At 70.5% G+C, this 21378-nt stretch carries 20 protein-coding genes and 4 tRNA genes; 7 read left to right on the top strand and 17 right to left on the bottom strand.

The genetic code is table 11. From position 1 onward, the window contains the following. Positions 1–217 precede the first annotated feature (217 nt). The 5 genes from rplA to AC5LSR_RS01090 form a co-directional block, all read right to left on the bottom strand. A complete protein-coding gene (gene rplA / locus AC5LSR_RS01110) occupies positions 218–934 on the bottom strand; it encodes a 50S ribosomal protein L1 (protein WP_250282068.1) in 717 nt (238 codons plus the stop codon). A 321-nt stretch (positions 935–1255) separates the two neighbouring features. Next, on the bottom strand, positions 1256–1690 hold the full coding sequence (rplK, locus tag AC5LSR_RS01105; RefSeq protein WP_250282066.1) for a 50S ribosomal protein L11: 435 nt from the start codon (positions 1688–1690) through the stop codon (positions 1256–1258). Between the two features lie 42 nt (positions 1691–1732). After that, positions 1733–2545 (bottom strand): transcription termination/antitermination protein NusG, encoded by an 813-nt coding sequence (gene nusG / locus AC5LSR_RS01100; RefSeq protein WP_250282063.1) that lies wholly within the window; start codon positions 2543–2545, stop codon positions 1733–1735. 83 nt (positions 2546–2628) lie between these two features. Next, on the bottom strand, positions 2629–2877 hold the full coding sequence (secE, locus tag AC5LSR_RS01095; protein WP_250282061.1) for a preprotein translocase subunit SecE: 249 nt from the start codon (positions 2875–2877) through the stop codon (positions 2629–2631). Between the two features lie 30 nt (positions 2878–2907). Next, positions 2908–2980 (bottom strand) — tRNA-Trp (locus tag AC5LSR_RS01090). Between the two features lie 468 nt (positions 2981–3448). Between AC5LSR_RS01090 and AC5LSR_RS01085 the strand changes: the two genes are divergently transcribed. Then, positions 3449–4657: a pyridoxal phosphate-dependent aminotransferase gene (locus AC5LSR_RS01085; protein ID WP_250282059.1), complete on the top strand. Its 1209-nt coding sequence runs from the start codon at positions 3449–3451 to the stop codon at positions 4655–4657. A gap of 169 nt (positions 4658–4826) precedes the next feature. Here AC5LSR_RS01085 and AC5LSR_RS01080 read toward each other — a convergent pair whose 3' ends face one another. The 5 genes from AC5LSR_RS01080 to AC5LSR_RS01060 all read right to left on the bottom strand — a co-directional run bounded on the left by AC5LSR_RS01080 (position 4827) and on the right by AC5LSR_RS01060 (position 6569). After that, positions 4827–5255: a MaoC family dehydratase gene (locus tag AC5LSR_RS01080; RefSeq protein ID WP_250282057.1), complete on the bottom strand. Its 429-nt coding sequence runs from the start codon at positions 5253–5255 to the stop codon at positions 4827–4829. 68 nt (positions 5256–5323) lie between these two features. Beyond that, positions 5324–5773, bottom strand: a complete 450-nt coding sequence (locus AC5LSR_RS01075; protein ID WP_250282055.1) for an FAS1-like dehydratase domain-containing protein — start codon at positions 5771–5773, stop codon at positions 5324–5326. A 300-nt stretch (positions 5774–6073) separates the two neighbouring features. Further along, entirely contained in the window at positions 6074–6238 is a 165-nt protein-coding gene (gene rpmG, locus AC5LSR_RS01070) for a 50S ribosomal protein L33 (protein ID WP_250282052.1), read from the bottom strand. Between the two features lie 99 nt (positions 6239–6337). Continuing rightward, positions 6338–6411 (bottom strand) — tRNA-Met (locus AC5LSR_RS01065). 85 nt (positions 6412–6496) lie between these two features. Further along, a tRNA-Thr gene (locus tag AC5LSR_RS01060) sits at positions 6497–6569 on the bottom strand. Positions 6570–7209: 640 nt separating this feature from the next. Here AC5LSR_RS01060 and AC5LSR_RS01055 point away from each other — a divergent pair. Together AC5LSR_RS01055 and AC5LSR_RS01050 are read left to right on the top strand one after the other, a co-directional pair. Beyond that, the gene (locus tag AC5LSR_RS01055; RefSeq protein ID WP_250282051.1) at positions 7210–8160 is read left to right on the top strand and encodes a glycoside hydrolase family 25 protein; all 951 of its coding nucleotides are present in this window, start codon (positions 7210–7212) and stop codon (positions 8158–8160) included. A 293-nt stretch (positions 8161–8453) separates the two neighbouring features. Then, positions 8454–8999, top strand: coding sequence for a DUF7144 family membrane protein (locus tag AC5LSR_RS01050; protein ID WP_250282050.1), 546 nt, complete (start codon positions 8454–8456; stop codon positions 8997–8999). A 239-nt stretch (positions 9000–9238) separates the two neighbouring features. Here the strand turns inward: AC5LSR_RS01050 and AC5LSR_RS01045 are convergent, their stop codons facing one another. The 4 genes from AC5LSR_RS01045 to AC5LSR_RS01030 form a co-directional block, all read right to left on the bottom strand. Continuing rightward, positions 9239–9646: a gamma-glutamylcyclotransferase gene (locus AC5LSR_RS01045; RefSeq protein ID WP_493464361.1), complete on the bottom strand. Its 408-nt coding sequence runs from the start codon at positions 9644–9646 to the stop codon at positions 9239–9241. An 8-nt stretch (positions 9647–9654) separates the two neighbouring features. Next, positions 9655–10182, bottom strand: a complete 528-nt coding sequence (pyrE, locus tag AC5LSR_RS01040) for an orotate phosphoribosyltransferase (RefSeq protein ID WP_250287235.1) — start codon at positions 10180–10182, stop codon at positions 9655–9657. 165 nt (positions 10183–10347) lie between these two features. After that, positions 10348–10665 carry a VOC family protein gene (locus tag AC5LSR_RS01035; RefSeq protein ID WP_250287236.1) on the bottom strand — a complete coding sequence of 106 codons (318 nt, stop codon included), beginning with the start codon at positions 10663–10665 and terminating at the stop codon, positions 10348–10350. 231 nt (positions 10666–10896) lie between these two features. Then, positions 10897–10981, bottom strand: a tRNA-Tyr gene (locus AC5LSR_RS01030). Between the two features lie 475 nt (positions 10982–11456). On the opposite strand from AC5LSR_RS01030, the gene AC5LSR_RS01025 reads away from it, so the two are divergent. After that, the gene (locus AC5LSR_RS01025) at positions 11457–11945 is read left to right on the top strand and encodes a YajQ family cyclic di-GMP-binding protein (protein WP_250287237.1); all 489 of its coding nucleotides are present in this window, start codon (positions 11457–11459) and stop codon (positions 11943–11945) included. Between the two features lie 241 nt (positions 11946–12186). On the opposite strand, the gene htpX is transcribed toward AC5LSR_RS01025, so the two are convergent. Both htpX and AC5LSR_RS01015 read right to left on the bottom strand, forming a co-directional pair. Beyond that, complete coding sequence (gene htpX, locus AC5LSR_RS01020) at positions 12187–13065, bottom strand: zinc metalloprotease HtpX (protein WP_250287238.1); 879 nt, start codon at positions 13063–13065, stop codon at positions 12187–12189. Positions 13066–13416: 351 nt separating this feature from the next. Then, on the bottom strand, positions 13417–14574 hold the full coding sequence (locus AC5LSR_RS01015; RefSeq protein ID WP_493464360.1) for a Rossmann-like and DUF2520 domain-containing protein: 1158 nt from the start codon (positions 14572–14574) through the stop codon (positions 13417–13419). A gap of 693 nt (positions 14575–15267) precedes the next feature. Here AC5LSR_RS01015 and AC5LSR_RS01010 point away from each other — a divergent pair. The 3 genes from AC5LSR_RS01010 (at position 15268) to AC5LSR_RS01000 (ending at position 20156) form a co-directional block, all read left to right on the top strand. Continuing rightward, on the top strand, positions 15268–17154 hold the full coding sequence (locus AC5LSR_RS01010) for a 2-oxoacid:acceptor oxidoreductase subunit alpha (RefSeq protein ID WP_250285600.1): 1887 nt from the start codon (positions 15268–15270) through the stop codon (positions 17152–17154). After that, positions 17151–18212 carry a 2-oxoacid:ferredoxin oxidoreductase subunit beta gene (locus tag AC5LSR_RS01005; protein ID WP_250285601.1) on the top strand — a complete coding sequence of 354 codons (1062 nt, stop codon included), beginning with the start codon at positions 17151–17153 and terminating at the stop codon, positions 18210–18212. Before AC5LSR_RS01010 ends, AC5LSR_RS01005 begins: the two co-directional genes overlap by 4 nt. 657 nt (positions 18213–18869) lie before the next feature. Next, positions 18870–20156: a hypothetical protein gene (locus AC5LSR_RS01000; protein WP_250285602.1), complete on the top strand. Its 1287-nt coding sequence runs from the start codon at positions 18870–18872 to the stop codon at positions 20154–20156. Between the two features lie 220 nt (positions 20157–20376). Here the strand turns inward: AC5LSR_RS01000 and AC5LSR_RS00995 are convergent, their stop codons facing one another. Further along, entirely contained in the window at positions 20377–21378 is a 1002-nt protein-coding gene (locus AC5LSR_RS00995) for a polyprenyl synthetase family protein (RefSeq protein WP_250285603.1), read from the bottom strand.

The following is a 21378-nucleotide window of genomic DNA, read 5'->3' as shown; positions in this document are numbered from 1 at the left end:
GGGGACGACGACCAGCGGTCTTCGGTTTGGTTCTCAGTGACCAGTTGGTTCTCAGTAAGCAGGATACTCGAGCCTGCGGCGATACGAAAAATATGATCGTTCCGCTTTCGGCCTCCGTGTCGAAACGGTACACGGCCTTGAAAGCCGCGGCCGGCCGGGGGGCCGCATGCGCGCCCCCGGCCGGCCGCGGCCCACCGCGAGGCCGGTGCCGCCCGGCTCAGGCGGCGGCGTCCTCGAGAAGGTTGCGGGTACGGCCCGGGTCGACCAGAATCCCGGGGCCCATCGTGGTCGTGAAAGTGATTTTCTTCAGGTAACGGCCCTTGGCCGCGGCCGGCTTGACCCGGACGATCTCGTCCAGCGCGACGCTGTAGTTCTCGATCAGCTGCTCGTCGGTGAAGGCCGTCTTCCCGATGACGATGTGCAGGTTGCCCTGCTTGTCGACCCGGAAATTGATCTTTCCGCCCTTGATGTCGCGGACGGCCTTGGCGATGTCGAGGGTGACCGTGCCGGTCTTGGGGTTGGGCATGAGCCCGCGCGGCCCCAGGATACGGGCGATGCGGCCGACCTTGGCCATCTGGTCGGGGGTCGCGACGGTCGCGTCGAAGTCGAGGAAGCCCTCCTGGATCCGCTGCACGAGATCGTCGCTGCCGACGACGTCGGCACCGGCGGCGGTGGCCTCGGCCGCCTTCTCGCCGACGGCGAAGACCGCCACCCGCGGGGACTTCCCGGTGCCGTGCGGCAGGTTCACGGTGCCCCGGACCATCTGGTCAGCCTTGCGCGGGTCCACACCGAGGCGCAGCGCGACCTCGACGGTGGCGGCGTACTTGGTCGTGGACGTCTCGCGGGCCAGCTGGACGGCTTCCAGCGGGGTGTACAGCCGGTCCGCCTCGATCTTCTCGATCGCGGCCCGGTATGCCTTGCTGCGCTTGGTCATGCGTGTCTCCTCGTGGTGATGGCGGGCCGGAGCCGCTGCACCACCCGTCTCGTCCCGGTCGGCGGCCACAAGGCCCGGGGTGGGACGACAGGGAAACATGATCCCGCCATCGTCGGCCCCTGGTGGCCCGACAGGCCAGTGCGCTGGCGCCTCCGGCGCCCTTCGCGGCGGCGGAGCCCCTCGCGCCGAAGCCTCCGGCGCCTTCGGCCCTGGCCGCCTTCGGCGTCCTACGGGCCAGGCACTTCCCAGGACGGGTCGGGCGTGATCGGGCGCCCTCCCACAGCTGCGGTCACGGCCGCGACCGCGCGGCCGGACTGGTCGTCACCCGCTGATGGTGATACCCATCGACCGGGCGGTCCCAGCGATGATCTTCTCAGCGGCTTCCAGGGTGGTGGCGTTGAGGTCCGGCAGCTTGGTCTGGGCGATCTGACGGATCTGCTCGGCGGTCAGGTTGGCCACCTTCGTCCGGTGCGGCACGCCACTGCCCTTCTCCACCCCGGCGGCCTTGAGAATCAGCCGCGCCGCCGGCGGCGTCTTGGTGACGAAGGTGAACGAGCGGTCGTCGTACACGGTGATCTCGACCGGCACCACATTCCCGCGCTGGGACTCGGTGGCGGCGTTGTACTGCTTGCAGAACTCCATGATGTTCACGCCGTGCTGGCCGAGGGCCGGCCCCACCGGAGGCGCCGGCGTCGCCACACCGGCCTTGATCTGGAGCTTGATGATGGCGGCGATCTTCTTCTTCTTGGGAGGCATGGTGTCGTTTCTCTCCGAGTTGCTGCTGGCGGTGGGGCGGGCTCAGATCTTCGCGACCTGGTTGAACTGAAGTTCGACCGGCGTCTCGCGGCCGAAGATGGACACCAGCACCTTGAGCCGCTGTGCGTCGAGGTTGATCTCGCTGATGGTGGCCGGCAGGGTCGCGAACGGGCCGTCCATGACGGTCACCGACTCCCCGACCTCGAACTCCTGTACCCGGACCGTCTCGACCTTCTTCTCGCGCGGCGCAGGCGGCGCGAGGATCGAGAGGACCTCCTCCGTGCGCAACGGCGACGGCTTGTTGGTCAGCCCCACAAAGCCGGTCACGCCCGGGGTGTTGCGGACCGCCGACCACGACTGGTCGGTGAGGTCCATCCGCACATAGATGTAACCGGGGTACTTCTTCTGCTGCACCAGTTGCCGCTTGCCGTTCTTGATGACCGGGACCTCCTCGGTCGGCACCTCGATCTGGAAGATGTACTCCTCCATGTTGAGGCTGGAGATCCGGGTCTCAAGGTTCGTCTTGACCTTGTTCTCGTATCCGGCATACGAATGTATGACGTACCACTGTCCCGGAGCGTCCTCCAGGGCCCGCCGGATGTCCTCGGAGTCGTCCTCGGCCTCGGCGGCGGCGGGCTGGCCCGCGTCCGCCGGACCGGTCACGTCCGCCCGGTCCGTCGTGAGGTAGCCGGGGGATGTGTCGACACCCGTGGCGCCGTCACCGCTCTCGCCGGCCTGCGGCAGTGCGCCGGCCTCCGTGCTCGCCACCTCGTCGCGCGCCAGTGCCGCCAGCGGATCGAGACCGTCGAGGGCCTCCCCCTGTTCGGAGGAGACGTGCTCGGGAAACTGGGACACGCGGACGTTCCTTCTCTCTTGTGGCCGTGCTCTGTGAGCCGTGCGGGCCTCGGGGCGGCATGAATCCGTAGAATCCGGCCACATCAACCGAAAACGGCCAACACCGCCTTGGTGAGACCGAAGTCCAGCGAGGCGACGAAGGCCACCGTGATCGAGCAGAACACGAGCACGACGATCACATAGGTGATCAGCTCGTTCCGGCCCGGATAGACGACCTTCCGAAGCTCGGCGACAACCTCGCGGTAGAACCGCAGTGGCGTCGTGCGACGCCGGCCCGCGGGCCTGGTCGGCCGGCCGGCCCGCGGTGCCGCGTCACGTGTGTCGGTCGCCACTCACTCCACCTACCTGGTCGTCGGGTACCGCAGGGGCGACAGGACTCGAACCTGCAACCGCCGGTTTTGGAGACCGGTGCTCTACCAATTGAGCCACGCCCCTCTGCACTGCGACCGCCGTCGGAGCAGCGGCCACCGAACAAGATCGTATCTATCGGAAAAACCGATCTTGATGGTCATCGGCGGCACTGCATACCGGGAGGACAGCCCAAGCGCATCCACCATACTCCTACGCAGGCCCGCTTACCTGGCCGCCCGGCCCCGGCCCCGGCGGGGCCAGCGGGACGCCCACCCCGCGGCGGCCCGGCGACGCGGATTCGGCGTCCCGCATTCCCGCCCGGCCGGCACGCGGCCGGGCGCGGGACCGGCGCGGAACCAGTGCGGAACCAGTGCGGGACCGGCACGGAACCGAGGGCCCGCCGGAAGGCGGACGCCGAAGGTCTTCCTCCGGGCAGGGCGGATACCGACCGAAACCGCTGTCGGACCATCCGCGCACCGGCCCTTGTGGCGTCCCGTGGTGTCCGAACGGCCCCGGCAATGATCGGGCGGGCAACCCCTGACACATGGCAGCATGACAGTCATGACCCGGATCTCTCATCGCATCGGCAGCATCGCCCCCTCCGCGACGCTCGTCGTGGACGCGACCGCGAAGGCGCTTCGTGCAGCCGGCCGGGACGTGATCGGCTTCGGCGCCGGCGAACCGGACTTCCCCACCCCCGACCACGTCGTCGCGGCCGCCGAGAAGGCCTGTAGCGACCCGAAGATGCACCGGTACACACCCGCCGCCGGCCTGCCCGAGCTCCGGGAGGCGGTGGCGGACAAGACCCGCCGCGATTCCGGGCTCGACGTCCCCGCCGGCGCCGTGCTCATCACCAACGGTGGCAAGCAGGCGGTCTACCAGGCGTTCGCCACCCTGCTCGACCCCGGTGACGAGGTCCTGCTGCCCGCTCCCTACTGGACGACCTACCCGGAGTCGATCCGGCTCGCCGGCGGCGTCCCGGTGGACGTCGTCACCACCCCGGAGCAGGGCTACCGAGTGACGGTCGAGCAGCTGGAAGCCGCCCGCACCCCCCGGACGAAGGTGCTGCTGTTCTGTTCGCCGTCCAACCCCACCGGAGCCGTACACACCCCTGAGGAGGTCCGGGCGATCGGGCGCTGGGCGGCCGACGCCGGCCTGTGGGTGATCGCCGACGAGATCTACGAGCACCTGGTGTACGGCGACGCCCGGTTCGCGTCCCTGCCGGTCGAGGTGCCGGAGATCGCCGACCGCACCATCGTGGTCAACGGGGTGGCCAAGACCTACGCCATGACCGGCTGGCGGGTCGGCTGGCTGATCGGCCCGCCGGACGTGGTGCAGGCCGCCACCAACCTGCAGTCGCACGCCACGTCCAACGTCTCCAACGTCGCGCAGGCCGCGGCGCTGGCGGCCGTGACCGGGCCGCTGGACGCCGTCGTGGAGATGCGCAAGGCGTTCGACCGGCGACGGCTGACCATGCACCGGATGCTCTCCAGCGCGCCCGGGGTGGTCTGCCCGCTGCCCGACGGGGCGTTCTACTGCTACGCGTCGGTGGCCGGCGTCCTCGGCCGCACGCTGCGGGGGAAGACCCCGGCCACCTCGGCGGAACTGGCCTCGCTCATCCTCGAGGAAGCGGGGGTGGCGATCGTGCCGGGCGAGGCGTTCGGGACCCCGGGCTACACCCGGCTGTCCTACGCGCTCGGCGACGAGGACCTGGTCACGGGCGTCCAGCGGCTGTCCGACCTGCTGGCCGAGGCACGCTGACCAACACGCGGGCCACGCCGCCCGGCGGACACACCGTCACCACGACCAGCCCGCCACGCGCCTGCCCCGCCGCGCGCATGCCCCGCGGGCCGCGGGCAGGCGCGCGTGGCAGGCGCGTGGCGGGCCTTCGGAACCCGAGCGGGCCTCCGAAAGACGAGCCGAGCCGGCCTCAGGCGAGCTGGACGGTGGCCCGGGAGGCCAGCAGCACCTTGCTGCCGTCGAACCGCACGGTCAGGTTGACGACCACTTGGTTGTCCTCGAGCTTCTTCTCGACGACGCCGCTGGCCACGAGCGTGGCACCGGTGTCGTCGTCCGGTACCGGCACCGGGGAGGAGAAACGGACACTGTAGTCGACCACGCTGCCGGGGTCCCCCGCCCAGTCGGTGACGAGCCGGGCGGCCGTGGCCATGGTGTACATCCCATGAGCGATCACACCGGGCAGGCCGACATCGCGCGCCGCCCGCTCGTTCCAGTGGATCACGTTGAAGTCGCCGGAGGCCCCGCAGTAGCGGACAAGGTCCTCCCGGCGGATCCGGAACTCCCGCTCGGGAATCCGGGTACCGACCTCGACGTCGTCGTAGTCGATGATGGCAGGCATGTGAGCGCTCAGCACCCTTCCTGATCCCTGGAGGGCCGGCAGGCCGGCCCGCGTCCCTCTGGATGCCGTCAGGCCGCGGTGCCGCGCGAGGCCAGCGCCGTCCGGGCGGTCGCGACCAGCTCGCCGCCGGTCGTGACGAACTCGTACTCGCTGATCAGCAGCTCGTTGCGCCCGGCCTGGCGGATGTCGGCGATGGTGGCGGAGACGACGAGCTCGTCACCGGCGATGACTGGCCGGCGCAGCGAGTAGCGCTGCTCGACGTGCACCACCAGTGAGTAGTCGAGACCGAGCTGTGGGTCGCGCACCGGCACCACGGGCCGCCAGAGAGCCACCGCCGTCAGGAAGGTGGGCGGCGCTACAAGATCGACATAACCGGCCGCCTTGGCAGCCTCAAGATCGTGCGAGAGCGGACTGTTGTCCTGGATCGCGGCCGCGAACTGCCGGATGTGTTCGCGACCGACCAGGAAGGGAGCGTCCGCGACGAACCTGCGTCCGACAAAGTCCCGATTGAGCGGCACCACATGCTCCGATCTCGCCGTCCCCACGGCTGGAACCACCCTGGAACGCCCGGGAGCTACCACCCTCCCACGCGCCACCCAGCGAGGACAGACGGCTCCAGGAGTCGAAGCGGCGATCACCAACAGTGAAGAGATCAGTCCAACGGACTGAACACTAGCCCCGCGCGCCCTGGCTGCCGTACCGACAGGCCGTAGCGGCCCGACATCATCCCGGAAGGACCCGTGGAGCCCTGGAAGGCTCCTGGAAAGACGATGCCGCCCCGCGAGCCACGAGCCTGCCAGGGATGTCCGCGAACGCGGTCAGCGGGTCTCTCGGTGCTCGGTGTGGTGCCGGCAGTTCGGGCAGAACTTACGCAGTTCCAGACGGTCCGGATCGTTGCGGCGGTTCTTGCGCGTGATGTAGTTGCGGTGCTTGCACGCCTGACACGCCAGGGTGATCTTCGGACGGACGTCGGTGGCGGCCACGGTGCTGTGCCTCTTCCTGCAGGTGGGACAAGAACGAACCAGAGCTCGGACGTGCCGCACGACTGCGGCGCCGCCCATGGCGGGACGCGACCCGACCGGTAGCGGTGGCCGGATTTGAACCGGCGACACAGCGATTATGAGCCGCTTGCTCTGCCTGGCTGAGCTACACCGCCTGGGTGGACCCACTCCGGCAGCTGGCCCCCAGCCGACGGAGTGAAGGCCGGCAGCCGTTCACCTGGCTACCGACCGGTGCCACAGAGCCCCTTTACGGAATCGAACCGTAGACCTTCTCCTTACCATGGAGACGCTCTGCCGACTGAGCTAAAGGGGCGAGTACGCGCGCCTTACGTTACACGACGACGGGGCAGTGCGTGTCACGGGCCCGGTAGCAGTGACGCCGCCCGCGCCCGCCACGGCCGCCCGGCTCCCCCCGGCACGCGTGCGCGACAGCGCCCGGGAAGCCGCGGCCCAAGGCGAACAGATCTTCGCTGTCCGGCGCGATCCGCTCTGATGTAGACACCACTACATGTCACGAAAATGGGCCCGATCATAAAGATCGCAACTTTGAGTAGCGAAAAGATCGACTCGCGTACTGTTTATATCACTATAAGTAGATATTATTCTTCTTAGCGTAGTATCTGGTCGAGCGAGCCTGCCTCTGGCATCATCCGTCGGCCAGCCCACCCGGTCACGCCAAGGAGCTCCCGTGGGCATCGCACCCACATCCGCCTGCCAGGACGACCGCCTGCCAGGATGACGCCGGGCCAGGCCGGGCCGTCCGGCCTCACCGGTGGGGCGGCACACGCGGGGCCGTCGTAGCGGCCGTGGCGCACGGCATCCACGATCAGGCTGTTCGCGGCGCGCAGGCCGTTCGCGGCGGGTGGGCTGTTCGCGGCGAGTGGGCTATTCGTAACGCGACCGCCACGTTCGACGCGCCTGCCCCGGCGGCGGGCACCACGGCCGCCGTCCCCATGACGGCGGACACAGCCGCGGCCGCATCCGGTGCGGCCGTACCCATCGCGGACCGGTCCGCGCAGACAGTCCCGGCTCGGTGGCCGCAAGGTATCGACATCTCGTCATGGCAGCACCCCGCTGGCGCGCAGATCGGCCGGAACGCGGTCCACCCGGCCGGCGTCACCTTCGCCATCGTCGGGGCGACCGAGGGCATGACCTACACCAGCCCGTGCTTCGCCCTCGACCGCCTCCCTGCCCTCCAGACGGGCCTGGTCGTCGGCGCGTACCACTACGCCCGGCCCACCCAGCCGATCACGGCCGCGGTCGAACAGGCCGACCGGTTCCTCGCCGTCACCGGCCTCACCCGGTCCAACGGTCATCTGGCCCCCATCCTCGATCTCGAGGCCGACGGAAGCCTGTCGGCCGACCAGCTCACCGCCTGGGCCCGCGCCTTCCTGGAGGAGGTCGAGACGAGAACCGGGCGCGCGCCCATCCTGTACACCTACCGGTCGTTCTGGAGCGACACGATGAAGAACACCACGTCATTCTCCCGCTACCCACAGTGGTTCGCCATTTACAACGGAAGCTCGGCCCCGGGCTCCCTGCCCGGCGGCTGGCAGAAGTGGGCGATGTGGCGGTTCACCTCCTCCGGGAGCGTTCCCGGCATCACCGGGAACGTCGGCATGAACGTCGTCCGCTGTGGCATCGACGCGCTGGCGGCGAACGCCGGCGGACGGGCCGGCGAGGCCGACCGGCGGTACGGCTCGGACTCCCGGGTGCGCTCGGTGCTGAGGGCCGCCGCCCGCGGCGAGGAGCCCGCCGGTGGTGGGCCGGTGGCGACAGTTCGGCCAGGGGCCGCTCTTCTGGCCGGTGGCGACCGGCGTCCACGAAGGGCCGTGCCCGGCCGGACAGCCACCGGCCGTGCGGGCCAGAGCGCGCCGGATGGATCTTCGATCAGCCGAACGTGACCCTGCGCGACGGGTCTCCAGGCCGGAATGCCGGGCAACCGGGCATGTCCAGGGCGTGCGCAGGCATGCGCGAGGCGCCCGGAGGGCACACGGAGGGTATGGCCATGTGGGCCAGCCGGCCGCCGGTGACCCAGTCGTGCCCCTTGCGCGCCGCCGGAGACCTGGCGGCCCCGGGGCCGCCAACCGACCCGAAAGCGACACCGAAGGTGACGCGACCGCGGCCCCTCCGCGGCCGCCAGCGGCCACCGGGCCCCGGGTCGCCAGGCGTCCCGCCACGCTCCAGGGAGGATTTCATGCAACCGGCACGGTCAGCGGCACGCACCAACGGATGGCTGGTATTCGCCGCGGTCATCCTCTTCATCACAGGCTTTCACAATATCATTTATGGAGTTGCCGCTCTCGACAGATACTCCTATCTCGTCACCGGCAACGGTGTGATCATCTACCAGGATCTGGACTTCTGGGGCTGGCTGCTGATAGCCATGGGCATCGTCGAGGTCGCCGTCGCGGCGGGTCTGTTCATGGGCCGGCAGTGGGCCCGCTGGGCGGCGATCGCGATCTGCACGGTCAACGTGATCGCGCACCTTGCCTTCCTCGCGGTCTTCCCGGTGTGGGCAGTCATCCTCATCGCGCTCGACGTACTCGTGATCTATGCGGTGACCAGGCCTGACACACCGCCTCGCGGGTCCTACGAGCCCTACCCCGAAACCGACCGGATCGAGGCCCGCACCGGCGGCCGGGAGTACACCGAACCATCCCGGTCCACCGTGCAAGGCACGTCCAGCACGCCGTCCGGCACGCGAGGCAGCCGGTCCGGCCCTGAGGCGCCCACTCGCTGAGCGCCCGGGAGCGAACAGCGGGAACCCGCTCGACGACGCCGGCGTTCCGGCCCTTCCACGGGCCGTGGAACGTCGGCGTCGGCCGTGTGCGCCCGGCTCCGGAAAGGCCGTCCGTCCCCCCGGGCCTTCGGGTCCGGCCCGTGGCGACGGCAGCCCGGAGCAACAACGATCAAGTAACAGCGATCAGGACGATCAGGAGTGCTGGCAGCCGCAACCGCGGCAGCCGGGAACGGCGGCGGTCAGAAACGAGGGTGGGACAATATCCGCGCCACGAACGCCGGCAGGTGGGCGGCGGCGAACGCGTCGGCGTCCCACGTCTGGTCCAGGGCGGCCGCGACGTCACGCCAGACGTAGGCCGATGCCGGCCGGCCGTCGACGAGTACGAGGCGCCGCGTCTCGTACTCGTCGCCTTCGAACGCGTCGAGAACGGCCCGCTCCGGCGGGCTGAGGCCGGACAGCGCGCGTCCGGCCACCACCGCGGCCGCCCCGGCGGCCGGCACCAGGCCCGGGTAGGCCCGACCGGGCAGCGCCGCCGCCCGCCACCCGGCGGCCGCCGCCGGCCGCGAGCACGGCAGCCGGCCGAGCAGGGCCCGGGCAACCTCCGGGAAGCACAGGGTGCCGTAGACGAACAGCTCGGACGGCCCCACGCCCGGCCTCAGGCGACCGCGTCCAGTTCGGCGCGGGTGAGGACCGGATGCAGGGTGAGGCCGAGGGCGGCGAGAGTTTCCCCGCCACCCTCCTGGCGGTCGATCACGCACAGGACGTCCTCGACGAGAGCGCCCTGCTCCCGCAGCACCCGGGCGGCTTCCACGACGGCGCCACCGCTGGTCACCACGTCCTCCACCAGGACGACCCGCAGGCCCGCGACGTCACCGCCCTCGGCGGTGCGGCAGGTGCCGTACTCCTTGGCCTTCTTGCGGACGAACCGGGCCGGCAGCCCCGTGCGCTGGGACAACAACGTGACCAGCGGAATCCCACCGAGCTCGAGGCCGGCCAGCACGTCGGTGGCCACGGGCAGCAGCGGACGCATCGCGTCGACGACGTCGGCGAGCAGCACCGGGTCGGCCTCGAACAGGTACTTGTCGAAGTACTCCCCGCTGGTCCGGCCGGAGCGCAGCCGGAACTGCCCGGTCAGATGGGACGCGGCCCGGACGCGGGCGGCAAGCGTGCCGGTATCACCCATGCCTGCGGACTCTATCCATCCCGGCGCCGGTCATCAGGGTGGAAGCTCGCCGTCCCGTGCCGGAAGAATGGTCCCGCGCCGGAAGAACGTCTGCCCCAGGACGGCGTCCATGCAGGGGCCGTGAAGAAACGCGGTGAAGAAACATCGCGATATGGATGCGTTCCGCTACCGGGCGACCACCTGGAGGTCCACCGTGCGCCCGTCAGGGTCCCGCAGGAGATGGCGGCCGGGTGGCAGCTGGAGACCGGTCGCGCCCGGATCCGCATCCACCGTGAGGCCCAGCCGCAGACGGCCGGTCGGCGGCTGCGACCGAGCGGGGTAGAACTCCAGCACGCCGCCGTCCGAGAGGGTCGCGGCCAGGTGCTCGGGCCCCGGGCCGTGGCGTTCCCGCACCAGGCGCAGCCCGAGCCCACGGTAGAACTCCTCGCAGGCAGCCAGGTCAGCGGTGTAGATCACCAGAAGACTGATCGCAGACGTCACCATCGCCGCATTTTCGGGCCCAGCCGGCGCCCCGCGTCGACGGCAACGACGTCGCGGCCCGGGAGCGGACCGAGGCGGCGCCGCGCCTCGGCGGGGACCAATGATCGCGTGCATGAATTGTGCACGAGCTACCGGCAACAGCCATGATCATCCGGGACCGGTCGCGGGCCTGAGAAAGGCCCTGGAGTGCTCTCCAGGGCCTGTGGCACAGCATGTTCCGGGTGGATCCGGGGGTGGTGGCAGGTGTTGGGTTCGAACCAACGTAGGCTGAGCCGGCGGTTTTACAGACCGCTCCCTTTGGCCACTCGGGCAACCTGCCGTTGGTGGACAGCATACGGGATGCGGCGAGCCGTTCGACGCCCCCCTCCTACCGCGGACGCCATCCCCGGTCGTCCGCCGTCCTGGGCAGACCGGGCTGGCACCGGGCCAGCACCGAGCCGGCGGCGAACCGGCGGCGAGCGGGCATGGCGAAGCCGCGACAAAGCATGAGCAGGCCGGCTTTGGCTCTCGTCGACCGCGGCCATCCAGCCATGCTGGAGTCCGGGCAGACTCGTGCCCGGACGTCGTGTGCCCGCGCGGCGTACGGGCCGCGGGCACACCGGTCCGCGCCGGGGCCGCGGGCAGCCGGGGCGACCGGCAGGCAGGCAGACAGCCCGCGGAGCGGGCGGTCCCGCGGACCAGGCAGGCTGGGCGGACCAGGCGGCCTGACGGACCGACAGGCTGCCAGAACGGGCAGAACAGGCAACGCGGCAGGCAGTGACAGACAACCGCAGACACCGAGGAGGCGCTTCGTCGTGGTGGACCCGTCGTTCGACATCGTGAGCAAGGTCGACCGTCAGGAGATCGACAACGCGATCAACCAGACCACCAAGGAGGTGCGGACCCGTTTCGACTTCCGCGACACGGCCGCGTCGGCGACGTGGTCGGGTGAGTCCATCCTGCTCACCGCGAACACCGAGGAACGGGTCAAGGCGGTGCTGGACGTCCTGCAGGAGAAGTGGGTCAAGCGCGGTATCTCGCTCAAGGCTCTGGAGCACGGCGAGCCCACTCAGTCCGGCAAGGAGCACAGGCTGGTCGTGACCGTCCAGCAGGGCATCGCCGACGACAAGGCCAAGGCGATCTCCAAGAAGATCCGGACCGACGGCCCGAAGGGGGTGCAGGCCCAGATCCAGGGGGACCAGCTGCGCGTCACCGGCAAGAAGCGGGATGACCTTCAGCGGGTTATCCAGCTGCTCAAGGAGACCGACTTCGGGGTGCCGCTCCAGTTCGTCAACTACCGCTAGCCTGCCGAAACAGCGGCTGGATGATCGACAACCGGGCATATTCCGCAAATAAGGATGCACCCCGCCCGATGGGGGGTTTCGGGCGGGGTGCCGCACGGCGAGGCCTGGGGGGTTGCCTCGCCGCGAGTCCGCGGTTGCGCGCCTACGGGGTCTGGGCCCTGAGGTTCCCGACCGGTAGCCCAGGGAGGTACCGGACCCGTGGCTCAGGCATTTTCAGAATACGACCCCTCCTCACTCGGATTCAACGGTAAGGGTCGATCCGGGCCATCTCCTCCAGCCGCTCGATCCGACGCTCCATCGGCGGGTGGGTGCTGAACATCCGGCCGAGGCCACCGCCCCGGAACGGGTTGGCAATCATGAGCGAGGACACCGGCGCCAGCTCGGAGCTCTGCGGCAGCGGCCGGGCCGCCGTGGCAGCCTGCAGTTTGCGCAGCGCGAGCGCGAGGCCCAGCGGGTCGCCGGTCAGCGTTGCGCCGGAGGCGTCGGCCTGGTATTCCCGGGCCCGGCCGATCGCGAGCTGGATGACCGCCGCCGCGATCGGTCCCAGCACGATGAACAGCATGATCTCCAGGAGGCCCGGACCGTCCTCGTCGTCCCCACGGCCCAGCCCGAAGAGGGCCGCGAACTGCGCGAAATGCGCCAGGTAGACGATGACGCTCGCGAGCGCCCCGGCGACGGACGCGATGAGGATGTCCCGGTTGTGGACGTGACTGAGCTCGTGGCCCAGGACCCCGCGCAGCTCGCGGTCGTCCATGATTTCCAGGATTCCCACGGTGCAGCAGACCGCGGCGTTGCGTGGGTTACGGCCGGTCGCGAATGCGTTGGGTGCCGCGGTCGGGCTGATGTAGAGCCGTGGCATGGGCATCCGCGCCCTGGTAGCGAGTTCGTGGACGATCGCGTACAGGCGCGGCTGCTGGATCTGGCTGACGGGATAGGCCCGCATCGCGCGCAGGGCCAGCTTGTCCGAAAAGAAGTACGAGACGCCGTTGACACCGAGGGCGAAAATGAGGGCGATCAGCAGGCCATGGCTCCCGAACAGAGAGCCGACAAGCAGAATCACCGCGGACAGTACGCCTAGCAGGACGGCGGTCTTCAGCCCGTTGAAGTGGCGGTGGGACATGGAGTCGGTGTCCTGTCGTCTCGAGGGTTGCGTCCATAGCAACGCCCGGATCGACCAGGAGCGTTCCCACCACACGTGGTCACCAATCGCAACACCTTACTCACAGAACCGCCAACGGCAGCATCAATGACCCACCGGCTGCCCGGATCCGCCGCTCCCCCGCCGATCCCTGGCCGGCCCCGGCCGCTCCCCGGTGGCGCTACCGCTCGGGCTTGCCGACGCAGCCGCCCGACGAGTTGCCCGACGAACTGCCCGACGGGGCGTACCGGTGGCGGCACCGGCCCGCCGACCAGTGTCCGGTGCCGTCGAAGTACCCGCCCCGCCCGTCGGCGTCCGGTCCGCGCGGGCTCTTCACCCGTGGGGCTCCCGTCCGTGAAGGCCCTGCCCGGCAGAACTCCGCGTGACGGGACTCCGCCCGACGGAGCTCTGCGTGCCAGGGCTCTGCATGACGGAGCTCCGCGTGCCAGGGCTCTGTGGGGCCGGGCCCTGCCCGCCGGCCGCGCGGAGGACGTCGCGGATGCCACCGGCCGGTTCGCCGCCGCCCAGCCCCGCCCGCTCGAGCTGGTCCACGGTGAGGGCCGCCAGGGCCGCGTACACCGATGCCACCGCCTGGTCACGCGCCGCGAGGGCGTCCAGGTGCGCCCGCACCGTCCCGGCGTCCCCACGCCGGACCGGGCCGGTCAGCGCCGCCGGGCCACGCTCGACGGCACCGCGCAACGACCGCTCCAGCAGCGGCGCGACAGCGTCCGCCGGCTGGTCGACGCCGAGAGCCGCCAGTAGTTCCACCGTGGCCGTGACCAGCGTCGCCAGGTAGTTGGCGCCCAGGACGATGGCGGCGTGGTAGGCCGTGCGGGCCTGCTCGGGCACCGGGACGACCCGGCCGCCGACGGCGGTCACCAGGGCGTTCGCGACCGACCGGGCTCCCGGGTCAGCGGTCACCCCGAAGCCGGCGCCCACCAGCCGGCTCGCGTCGTCGTCGGCACCGCTCAAAGTCATGATCGGATGTACTGCCGCGCGCAGCGCCCCGTGGGCGAGCACGGGGCGCAGGATGCCCGTGCCGTGCCGTCCGCTGGCGTGCGCGACGACCTGCCCGGCCCGTAGGACGCCGGCGGCGGCGATGCTTCTAGCGACATCTTCGATCGCATCGTCGGAAACTGTAAGAATAATCACATCCGATGCTTCGGCCACCGATGCCGGCGTCCCGATCGACGCCGCCGGGAAGCGGGCCCGGGCCCGCTCCAGGGCCGTCGCGGAACGCGCGTGCACCGCGACCACCGGCCAGTTGGCGCCCGACAGCGCCGTCCCGAGGGCGCTGCCCGCCCGGCCGAGGCCGACGATCCCGACCCGCGGCCCCGCCGCCGCGGGCACCGGCCCGCCCGCGGGCCGCGCGGCGGTGTCGGCGCCGCCGGCAACGCTGCCGCCAACAGCGCCGCCACCGGCAGCGTTGCCACCGGCGGTGCCGCCACTACTGACAGCGTCGCCGCTGGCAGCATCCGTATGCCTGCCCACCTGGCCATGCTCCCACCGGATCCCACGCCCCGGGCCCGCCGGCCATGGGATTCCCGGCCGGCGTAATCCGATGTGTCCGGCCGGGTATGGCCCGGGCCCGCCGGCCATAGGGTTCCCGGCCGCGGCCCTGCGCGCGCCCCACCGGACCATGGGCCCCGCGCGCAGGGCCGTGTAGCGCCGGCTCTCCGGCCCGGCGAGCTCGTCTCCGGCTCCGCTGACCCCGCACAGGGCCGGCCGGCAGGCCCTCAAGGAGTCCAGGACCGGTGGGCCTCATCCGGTCCGCCCCACAAGGATGTGGGCGGACGTCTCGGCCGGTCCGGCTCCACCGCCCCGCCGGGCGCGCCCCGCCGGCCGCGGGCGTTGTTCACCGCACGTTCTCCGCGTCTCCTCGCAAGCGGTACCCGCAACAGGTACGGGGCTGGCCGCCTGATAGCATCAGAGAGACAGGTCAGCACATCCAATTACACAATTTTTACACAAAATTTGCGGATATCCTGACAAAATCGAATTTTTTGTCATTCCGCCAGAAAACCGCAAAGTATTTCATCGCCGACATCCCAGCAGCTGGCCGACGCGCCGCCCCCATCGGGATGTGTCATATTCATCACACGGGCCTGACCCCGTCGGGACGTTGCGCCCCACGCCAATAGTCCGGCCGGTACGCTCAAGTGGTACCCGAGGAGGTTACACAACGTGTCAGGCCAGGTCAGGGATCGTCAAATCCATCGACTCGACCGGGTCGTCATCCGCTTCGCGGGCGACTCGGGCGACGGGATGCAGCTCACCGGGGAACAGTTCACCAGTGAGACGGCGGCGTTCGGCAACGACTTGTCCACCCTACCGGACTTCCCGGCCGAAATCCGCGCCCCAGCCGGCACCCCGGCCGGCGTGTCAGGATTTCAGCTCCATTTTTCCGACCACGACATCCTGACGCCCGGGGACGCCCCGAACATGCTGGTGGCGATGAATCCCGCGGCGCTGAAGTCAAATCTGAAGGACCTGCCGGCCGGCGCCGACCTCGTCGTCAACACCGACGCCTTCACCAGTGCCAACCTGAAGAAGGCCGGATATTCCTCCGACCCGCTCACCGACGGCACCCTCGACGGATACCGGGTGCACCGGGTGCCTCTGTCGTCGATGACCATCGACGCGGTGAACGCGTTGGAAAGCAGCACCGGCACCGTCAACAAGAAAGAGGCCGAGCGGGCGAAGAACATGTTCGCGCTCGGCCTGATGAGCTGGCTCTACCAGCGGCCCACCAACGGTGTCGTCGCGTTTCTTGAGAAAAAATTCGCGAAACGCCCCGAGATCGCCGCCGCGAACATCGCGGCGCTGCGTGCCGGCTACAACTACGGTGAGACGACCGAGGCCTTCGCCGTCGTCTACGAGGTCGCCCCGGCCCGGATGAAGCCCGGCCGCTACCGCCGCGTCTCCGGCAACCTCGCACTGTCCTACGGGCTGATCGCCGCCGCCGAGCTCACCGGGCTGCCGCTGTTCCTCGGCTCCTACCCGATCACCCCGGCCTCCGACATCCTGCACGAGCTGAGCAGGCACAAGCGGTTCGGGATCCGGACCTTCCAGGCCGAGGACGAGATCGCCGGCGTCGGCGCCGCCCTCGGCGCGTCCTTCGGCGGCTCGCTCGGCGTCACCACGACGTCCGGGCCCGGCCTGGCCCTGAAGACCGAGACCATCGGCCTCGCGGTGACCCTCGAGCTCCCGCTGGTCGTCGTCGACATCCAGCGGGGCGGGCCGTCCACCGGGCTGCCCACCAAGACCGAGCAGGCCGACCTCAGCATGGCCGTGCACGGCCGCAACGGCGAGGCGCCGCTGCCGGTGATCGCCCCGCGCTCCCCGGCGGACTGCTTCGACGCCGCCATCGAGGCCGCCCGGCTGGCGACGAAGTACCGCACCCCCGTCATCCTGCTCTCGGACGGCTACCTCGCCAACGGCTCGGAGCCGTGGCTGCTGCCCGACCGGGCCGACCTGCCCGACCTGCCGGTGACGTTCGCGACCGGGCCGAACCACACCGGCGACAACGGCCCGGAGTTCTGGCCGTACCTGCGCGACAACGAGACGCTCACCCGGCCGTGGGCCGTGCCCGGCACCCCCGGGCTGGAGCACCGCATCGGCGGCCTGGAGAAGGCCGACGGCTCCGGCGGGATCTCCTACGACCCGGCGAACCACGACCGCATGGTGCGCCTGCGCCAGGCGAAGATCGACGGTATCGCGCGCGACATCCCCGCTCTCGAGGTGGACGACCCCTCCGGGCAGGCCCGGGTGCTCGTCCTCGGCTGGGGCTCGACCTACGGGCCGATCGCGGCCGCGTGCCGCCGGGTCCGCGCGCAGGGGCTCCAGGTCGCCCACGCACACCTGCGCCACCTGTTCCCGTTCCCCGAGAACACCGGCGACGTGGTGCGCGCCTATGACCGGATCCTCGTCCCCGAGATGAACCTCGGCCAGCTCAGGGCCATGATCCGGGCGGAGTTCCTGGTCGACGCCATCGGCTACAACCAGGTCCGTGGGCTTCCGTTCAAGGCCGCCGAACTGGCGGGTGTCCTGGAGGACGTGATCAAGCAGTGACCGTCACGACGAACCAGACCGGTATCACCAACCGGCTGCTCGACCTCATACCCGCCGCCAGCCAGCCGCAGACCCGCAAGGACTTCACCTCCGACCAGGAGGTCCGCTGGTGTCCCGGCTGTGGTGACTACGCCATCCTGGCCACCGTCCAGGGCTTCCTGCCGGAGCTCGGGATCGCCCGCGAGAACATCGCGTTCATCTCCGGCATCGGCTGCTCCTCGCGCTTCCCGTACTACCTGAAGACCTACGGGATGCACTCCATCCACGGCCGGGCGCCGGCCATCGCGACCGGTCTCGCGGTCTCGCGGCCGGACCTGTCGGTCTGGGTCGTCACCGGTGACGGCGACGCGCTGTCCATCGGTGGCAACCATCTGCTGCACGCGCTGCGCCGCAACGTCAACATCAAGATCCTGATGTTCAACAACCGGATCTACGGGCTGACCAAGGGCCAGTACTCGCCCACGTCAGAGGTAGGGAAGGTCACGAAGTCGACCCCGTACGGCTCGCTGGACCGGCCCTACAACCCGATCTCGCTGGTGCTCGGCGCCGAGGCGACGTTCGTGGCCCGGTCGATCGACTCCGAACGCGCGCACCTGACCTCGGTGCTGCGCGCGGCCGCCACCCACCCCGGCTCGGCCTTCGTGGAGATCTTCCAGAACTGCAACATCTTCAACGACGGGGCGTTCGACGCCCTGAAGAACCGCTCGTCCAAGGACGACGCGACCCTGCGGCTGGCCCACGGTGAGCCGCTGGTGTTCGGCGCGGAACGCGACAAGGGCATCCGCCGCGCTCCGGACGGCAAGCTGGAGGTGTGCGCCGCGACCGACGAGGGCGTGCTGGTCCACGACGCCCACGCGGCCGAGCCGGGCCTGGCGTTCGAGCTGTCCCGGCTGACCGGCGATTCGGCCGGGGTCACGCCGATCGGGGTCTTCCGGGACGTCGACCTGCCCACCTACGACGAACAGCTCAACGAGCAGATCGCCGACGCCCGGGCCCGCCAGGGCGAGGGCGACCTGATACAGCTGCTGGGCAGCGGCGACACCTGGACGGTTTCCTGAGATTCACCCCCGGGACCGTCTCCGGTGGCTCTTCGGTCGTGTCCGGCCGGGAGCCACCGGAGCGGCCCGGCCGGTCGGCTCCCGACAGTTCGAGGAGCGCGCGGCCGCGGTTGCGGGCATACCCGCCGGGCCCCGCGGCACCAGCCGATCGACAGGCGTAAAATTTTCTTTTCGTACGACTTTTACGAAACAATTTCTTGTACATCCGCCGCTCCGGAGAAACTCGGGCCACCGAGGAACGCGGCTGGGATTCTTCTCCTCGGGACTCCGGTCGGGCCGGACTACACCAGGGCGGCCGCTGGCCCACTACGGATGCCGGACCGCTTCGAGCCATCCGGACAGCGGCAGGCCGCTCAGCGGAGCGAATAGCGCCTTTGATGGAAAGTTGTCCATATGGCGTCGGAACATCCGTGACCGGTCGGTTAGCATTGTGATTGCTCTGGCATCCCGAATCCGCCTTTCTGGATCTTCATAACAGCTCGGCGGGCGGTGGGGGCTCGGGGGCTACAGCTCGAGGGCTACAGCGTGGGGACTACAGCGCGGGGGCTACAGCAAGCTACCGATCCGGAGGCACAGTGCAGGACAGATCGTCCCGTTGCCGGCAGGTCCAACAGCGTTCTCCTTGGGTGCCGCTCCCCGTGGCGGGCGAGGTGAGCCGTGGGTAACCACTCCGCTGCCCGGCACTCACGGAAGCAGGCAGCAAGTGCCTCCCAGCGGGCCGTTCCCGCGCGCACACCCGCGGCCACCGGCACGCCGGGCGGCAGGAGGGCCGACGCCGGCGCGGCAACCGCCGACAGCCCGAGCGCGGCCGAGCCCGTCAGATCACCGCGGATCTTCCGGAAGCGCGACGCTGGCCCGGATGCCCGCCTGCGGCCCGTCGCGCCGGCGTTCCCCCCGCCGGTGTCGGCGCGCCCGGGAGCGATGTTCATCCCCCGCCAGCAACTGATGAACTCCGCTGAACCGGACACGCTGAGCGGGCCGTCCCCGTTCGGCGCGGACAGGGCACGGCCGGACGACCGGCAGGCACACGGCACACGCCGCGGCGCGCACCGGGAGATCCCCGTCAGACAGCCCACCGTCAGACAGCCCAGGCCGAGCCGCAACCGGCTGGTCGCCACCGGTACCGCCTCTCTCGCCGGGATATCCGCCCTGCTCACCGGCATAGCCCTGGCCGGCGCCCAGGACGAGCAGGTCGTCGACCTCGGGGCAGCCGCCGCGGCACCGTCGGTCGGGCTGGGCAGCTCGCCGTCGGTTCTCCAGCAGACGGCGGGGAGAACTTCCCGCAACGTGCACAGACCGGCGGCACGGCCGGCCGCCCCACCGCCGCAGACCGTCGTCACGCCTGGCCCGGGCTTCGCCGGGAACGACCCGCTGTGGGCAGCCGGCGCTCCCAGCCCCGCGGGCACGGATCTCCCGCAGGCCGTAGCCACCCATCCCGAGTACCCGTATCCCGCGTATTCGTACTATTCCCATGCGTACTACGCCGACGCCGCCCCCAGCGAGGCCGGCCCGCTGCCCCCGACGCCCGCGCCGGCGACACAGCCCGCCCTTGAGCAGCCCGCCTTCCCGGGCGGGGCGGTGACCGATCCGGTCGAAGTCACCCGGACCAGCGAACCATCCGCCCAGCCGACCACGACCACGCTGCGCGGCTTCGAGACAGGTCAGACACCACTGGCCGGGGCACCCGCCCCGGCGGCCGGCCTGGTGGGGGTCCCTCCCACACCCGTCCCGTCGGAGGCCCTGCCCCCCGCGGCGGCGGTGCCGGCAGCCACCGGGAGCAGCGCTTCAACCAGCCAGCCGCCGACGTCCTCCGCCGTGGCTCCGGACGCCCAGGCAGCGGCCCCGCAGCCGCACCCGGCCAGAGCGGGCGGGGCATTCGGCGACAGGCCCACCAAGCTGATCGAGTTCTACGATCCCCCGCCGTTCTCGCCGCTGAGCAGATAAGAAACCGGGTGGAAGGAAACAGCCGGATCCACCTGTGTGGGGGCCGCGCCGTCCGCGCGGCTCCCACTCCTTTCCTTCCACCCGGCTTCTTCCGCTCGGCTCCTTCAACAGTCATCCGGGCGTCCGGAGTCATCCGCTCGCCCGGAGTCATCCGGGCGTCCAGCGCATCCGGCGTTCGCATCCGGGCGCGCACAGGCCGCTCGACGCGGCCGCGAACGGGTCAGCTGGTGCGGTCGATCACGTAGTCCGCGAGTGCCGCCAACGCGGTTCTGGCCGGCCCCTCCTCCAGCCCGGCCAGGCAGCCGCGTGCCTGGCCCGCCCAGCGCGCCACCTCACGGCGGGCACGTCCCATGGCCGGATGGCCGCGCAGCAGGTCCAGCGCCTCGGCGAGCGCGCCTTCCGCCGCGAAGCCGTCCTTCATCAGGCCGCGCAGCCGGGCCGCGGCGGCGTCGTCCTCCTCAAGCGCGTAGAGCACCGGCAGCGTGGGAATCCCCTCCCGCAGGTCCGTCCCGGGTGTCTTACCCGAGGCGGCCTGGTCGGAGGCGACGTCGATGAGATCGTCGGAAAGCTGGAAGGCCACCCCGAAGTAGCCGCCGAAGGCGGCCAGGGCGTCCACGGTGAGCGGATCGGCCCCGGCCAGCATCGCGCCGAGCCGGCCGGAGGTGGCGATCAGTGACGCGGTCTTCTCCCTGATCACACGGAGGTGATGCTCGACCGGGTCCTGTCCCGGTACCGGCCCGACGGTCTCCCGGATCTGCCCCTCGCACAGGGTCGCGATCGTGCGGGCCAGGATGCGGGTGGCCTCCGGCCCCAGGTCGGCGGTGATATCCGAGGCCCGGGCGAAGAGGAAGTCGCCGGTGAGGATCGCGATCGTGTTGGTCCACCGGACGTTCGCCGACGCCGCTCCCCGCCGCAGCGGCGCCTCGTCCATGACGTCGTCGTGGTACAGCGTCGACAGGTGGGTGAGCTCGATGGCGACCGCGGCCGGCAGCACGCCGACGGCGTCCGGGTCACCAAAATGGGCCGCGAGCAGGACGACCATCGGCCGGAAACGCTTGCCGCCGGCGTCCACCAGATGCCGGGACGTCTCGGTGACGAACGGCACGTCGCTGCGGACGGCGTCGCGTAGCAGCCGTTCGACCTCGTGGAGGCCGCGACGGACAGCCTGCTCCAGATCAGGGTCGGTCCTGATCCCCACGAGGTTCAGCCCCGTTGCGCTCAT

Source organism: Protofrankia sp. CiP1_Cm_nod4 (assembly GCF_982290645.1).
This window is presented reverse-complemented; position numbering and strand designations above follow the sequence as displayed.

What these genes read in the sequence shown, in the direction of transcription:
- AC5LSR_RS01050 (WP_250282050.1), top strand. Translation starts at nt 8,454, where the DNA reads ATGCAACCGGCACGGTCAGCGGCACGCACCAACGGATGGCTGGTATTC.
- rplA (WP_250282068.1), bottom strand. Translation starts at nt 934, where the DNA reads ATGACCAAGCGCAGCAAGGCATACCGGGCCGCGATCGAGAAGATCGAG.
- htpX (WP_250287238.1), bottom strand. Translation starts at nt 13,065, where the DNA reads ATGTCCCACCGCCACTTCAACGGGCTGAAGACCGCCGTCCTGCTAGGC.
- pyrE (WP_250287235.1), bottom strand. Translation starts at nt 10,182, where the DNA reads ATGGGTGATACCGGCACGCTTGCCGCCCGCGTCCGGGCCGCGTCCCAT.
- AC5LSR_RS01080 (WP_250282057.1), bottom strand. Translation starts at nt 5,255, where the DNA reads ATGCCTGCCATCATCGACTACGACGACGTCGAGGTCGGTACCCGGATT.
- AC5LSR_RS01085 (WP_250282059.1), top strand. Translation starts at nt 3,449, where the DNA reads ATGACAGTCATGACCCGGATCTCTCATCGCATCGGCAGCATCGCCCCC.
- AC5LSR_RS01035 (WP_250287236.1), bottom strand. Translation starts at nt 10,665, where the DNA reads ATGGTGACGTCTGCGATCAGTCTTCTGGTGATCTACACCGCTGACCTG.
- rplK (WP_250282066.1), bottom strand. Translation starts at nt 1,690, where the DNA reads ATGCCTCCCAAGAAGAAGAAGATCGCCGCCATCATCAAGCTCCAGATC.
- AC5LSR_RS00995 (WP_250285603.1), bottom strand. Translation starts at nt 21,378, where the DNA reads ATGAGCGCAACGGGGCTGAACCTCGTGGGGATCAGGACCGACCCTGAT.
- AC5LSR_RS01055 (WP_250282051.1), top strand. Translation starts at nt 7,210, where the DNA reads ATGACGGCGGACACAGCCGCGGCCGCATCCGGTGCGGCCGTACCCATC.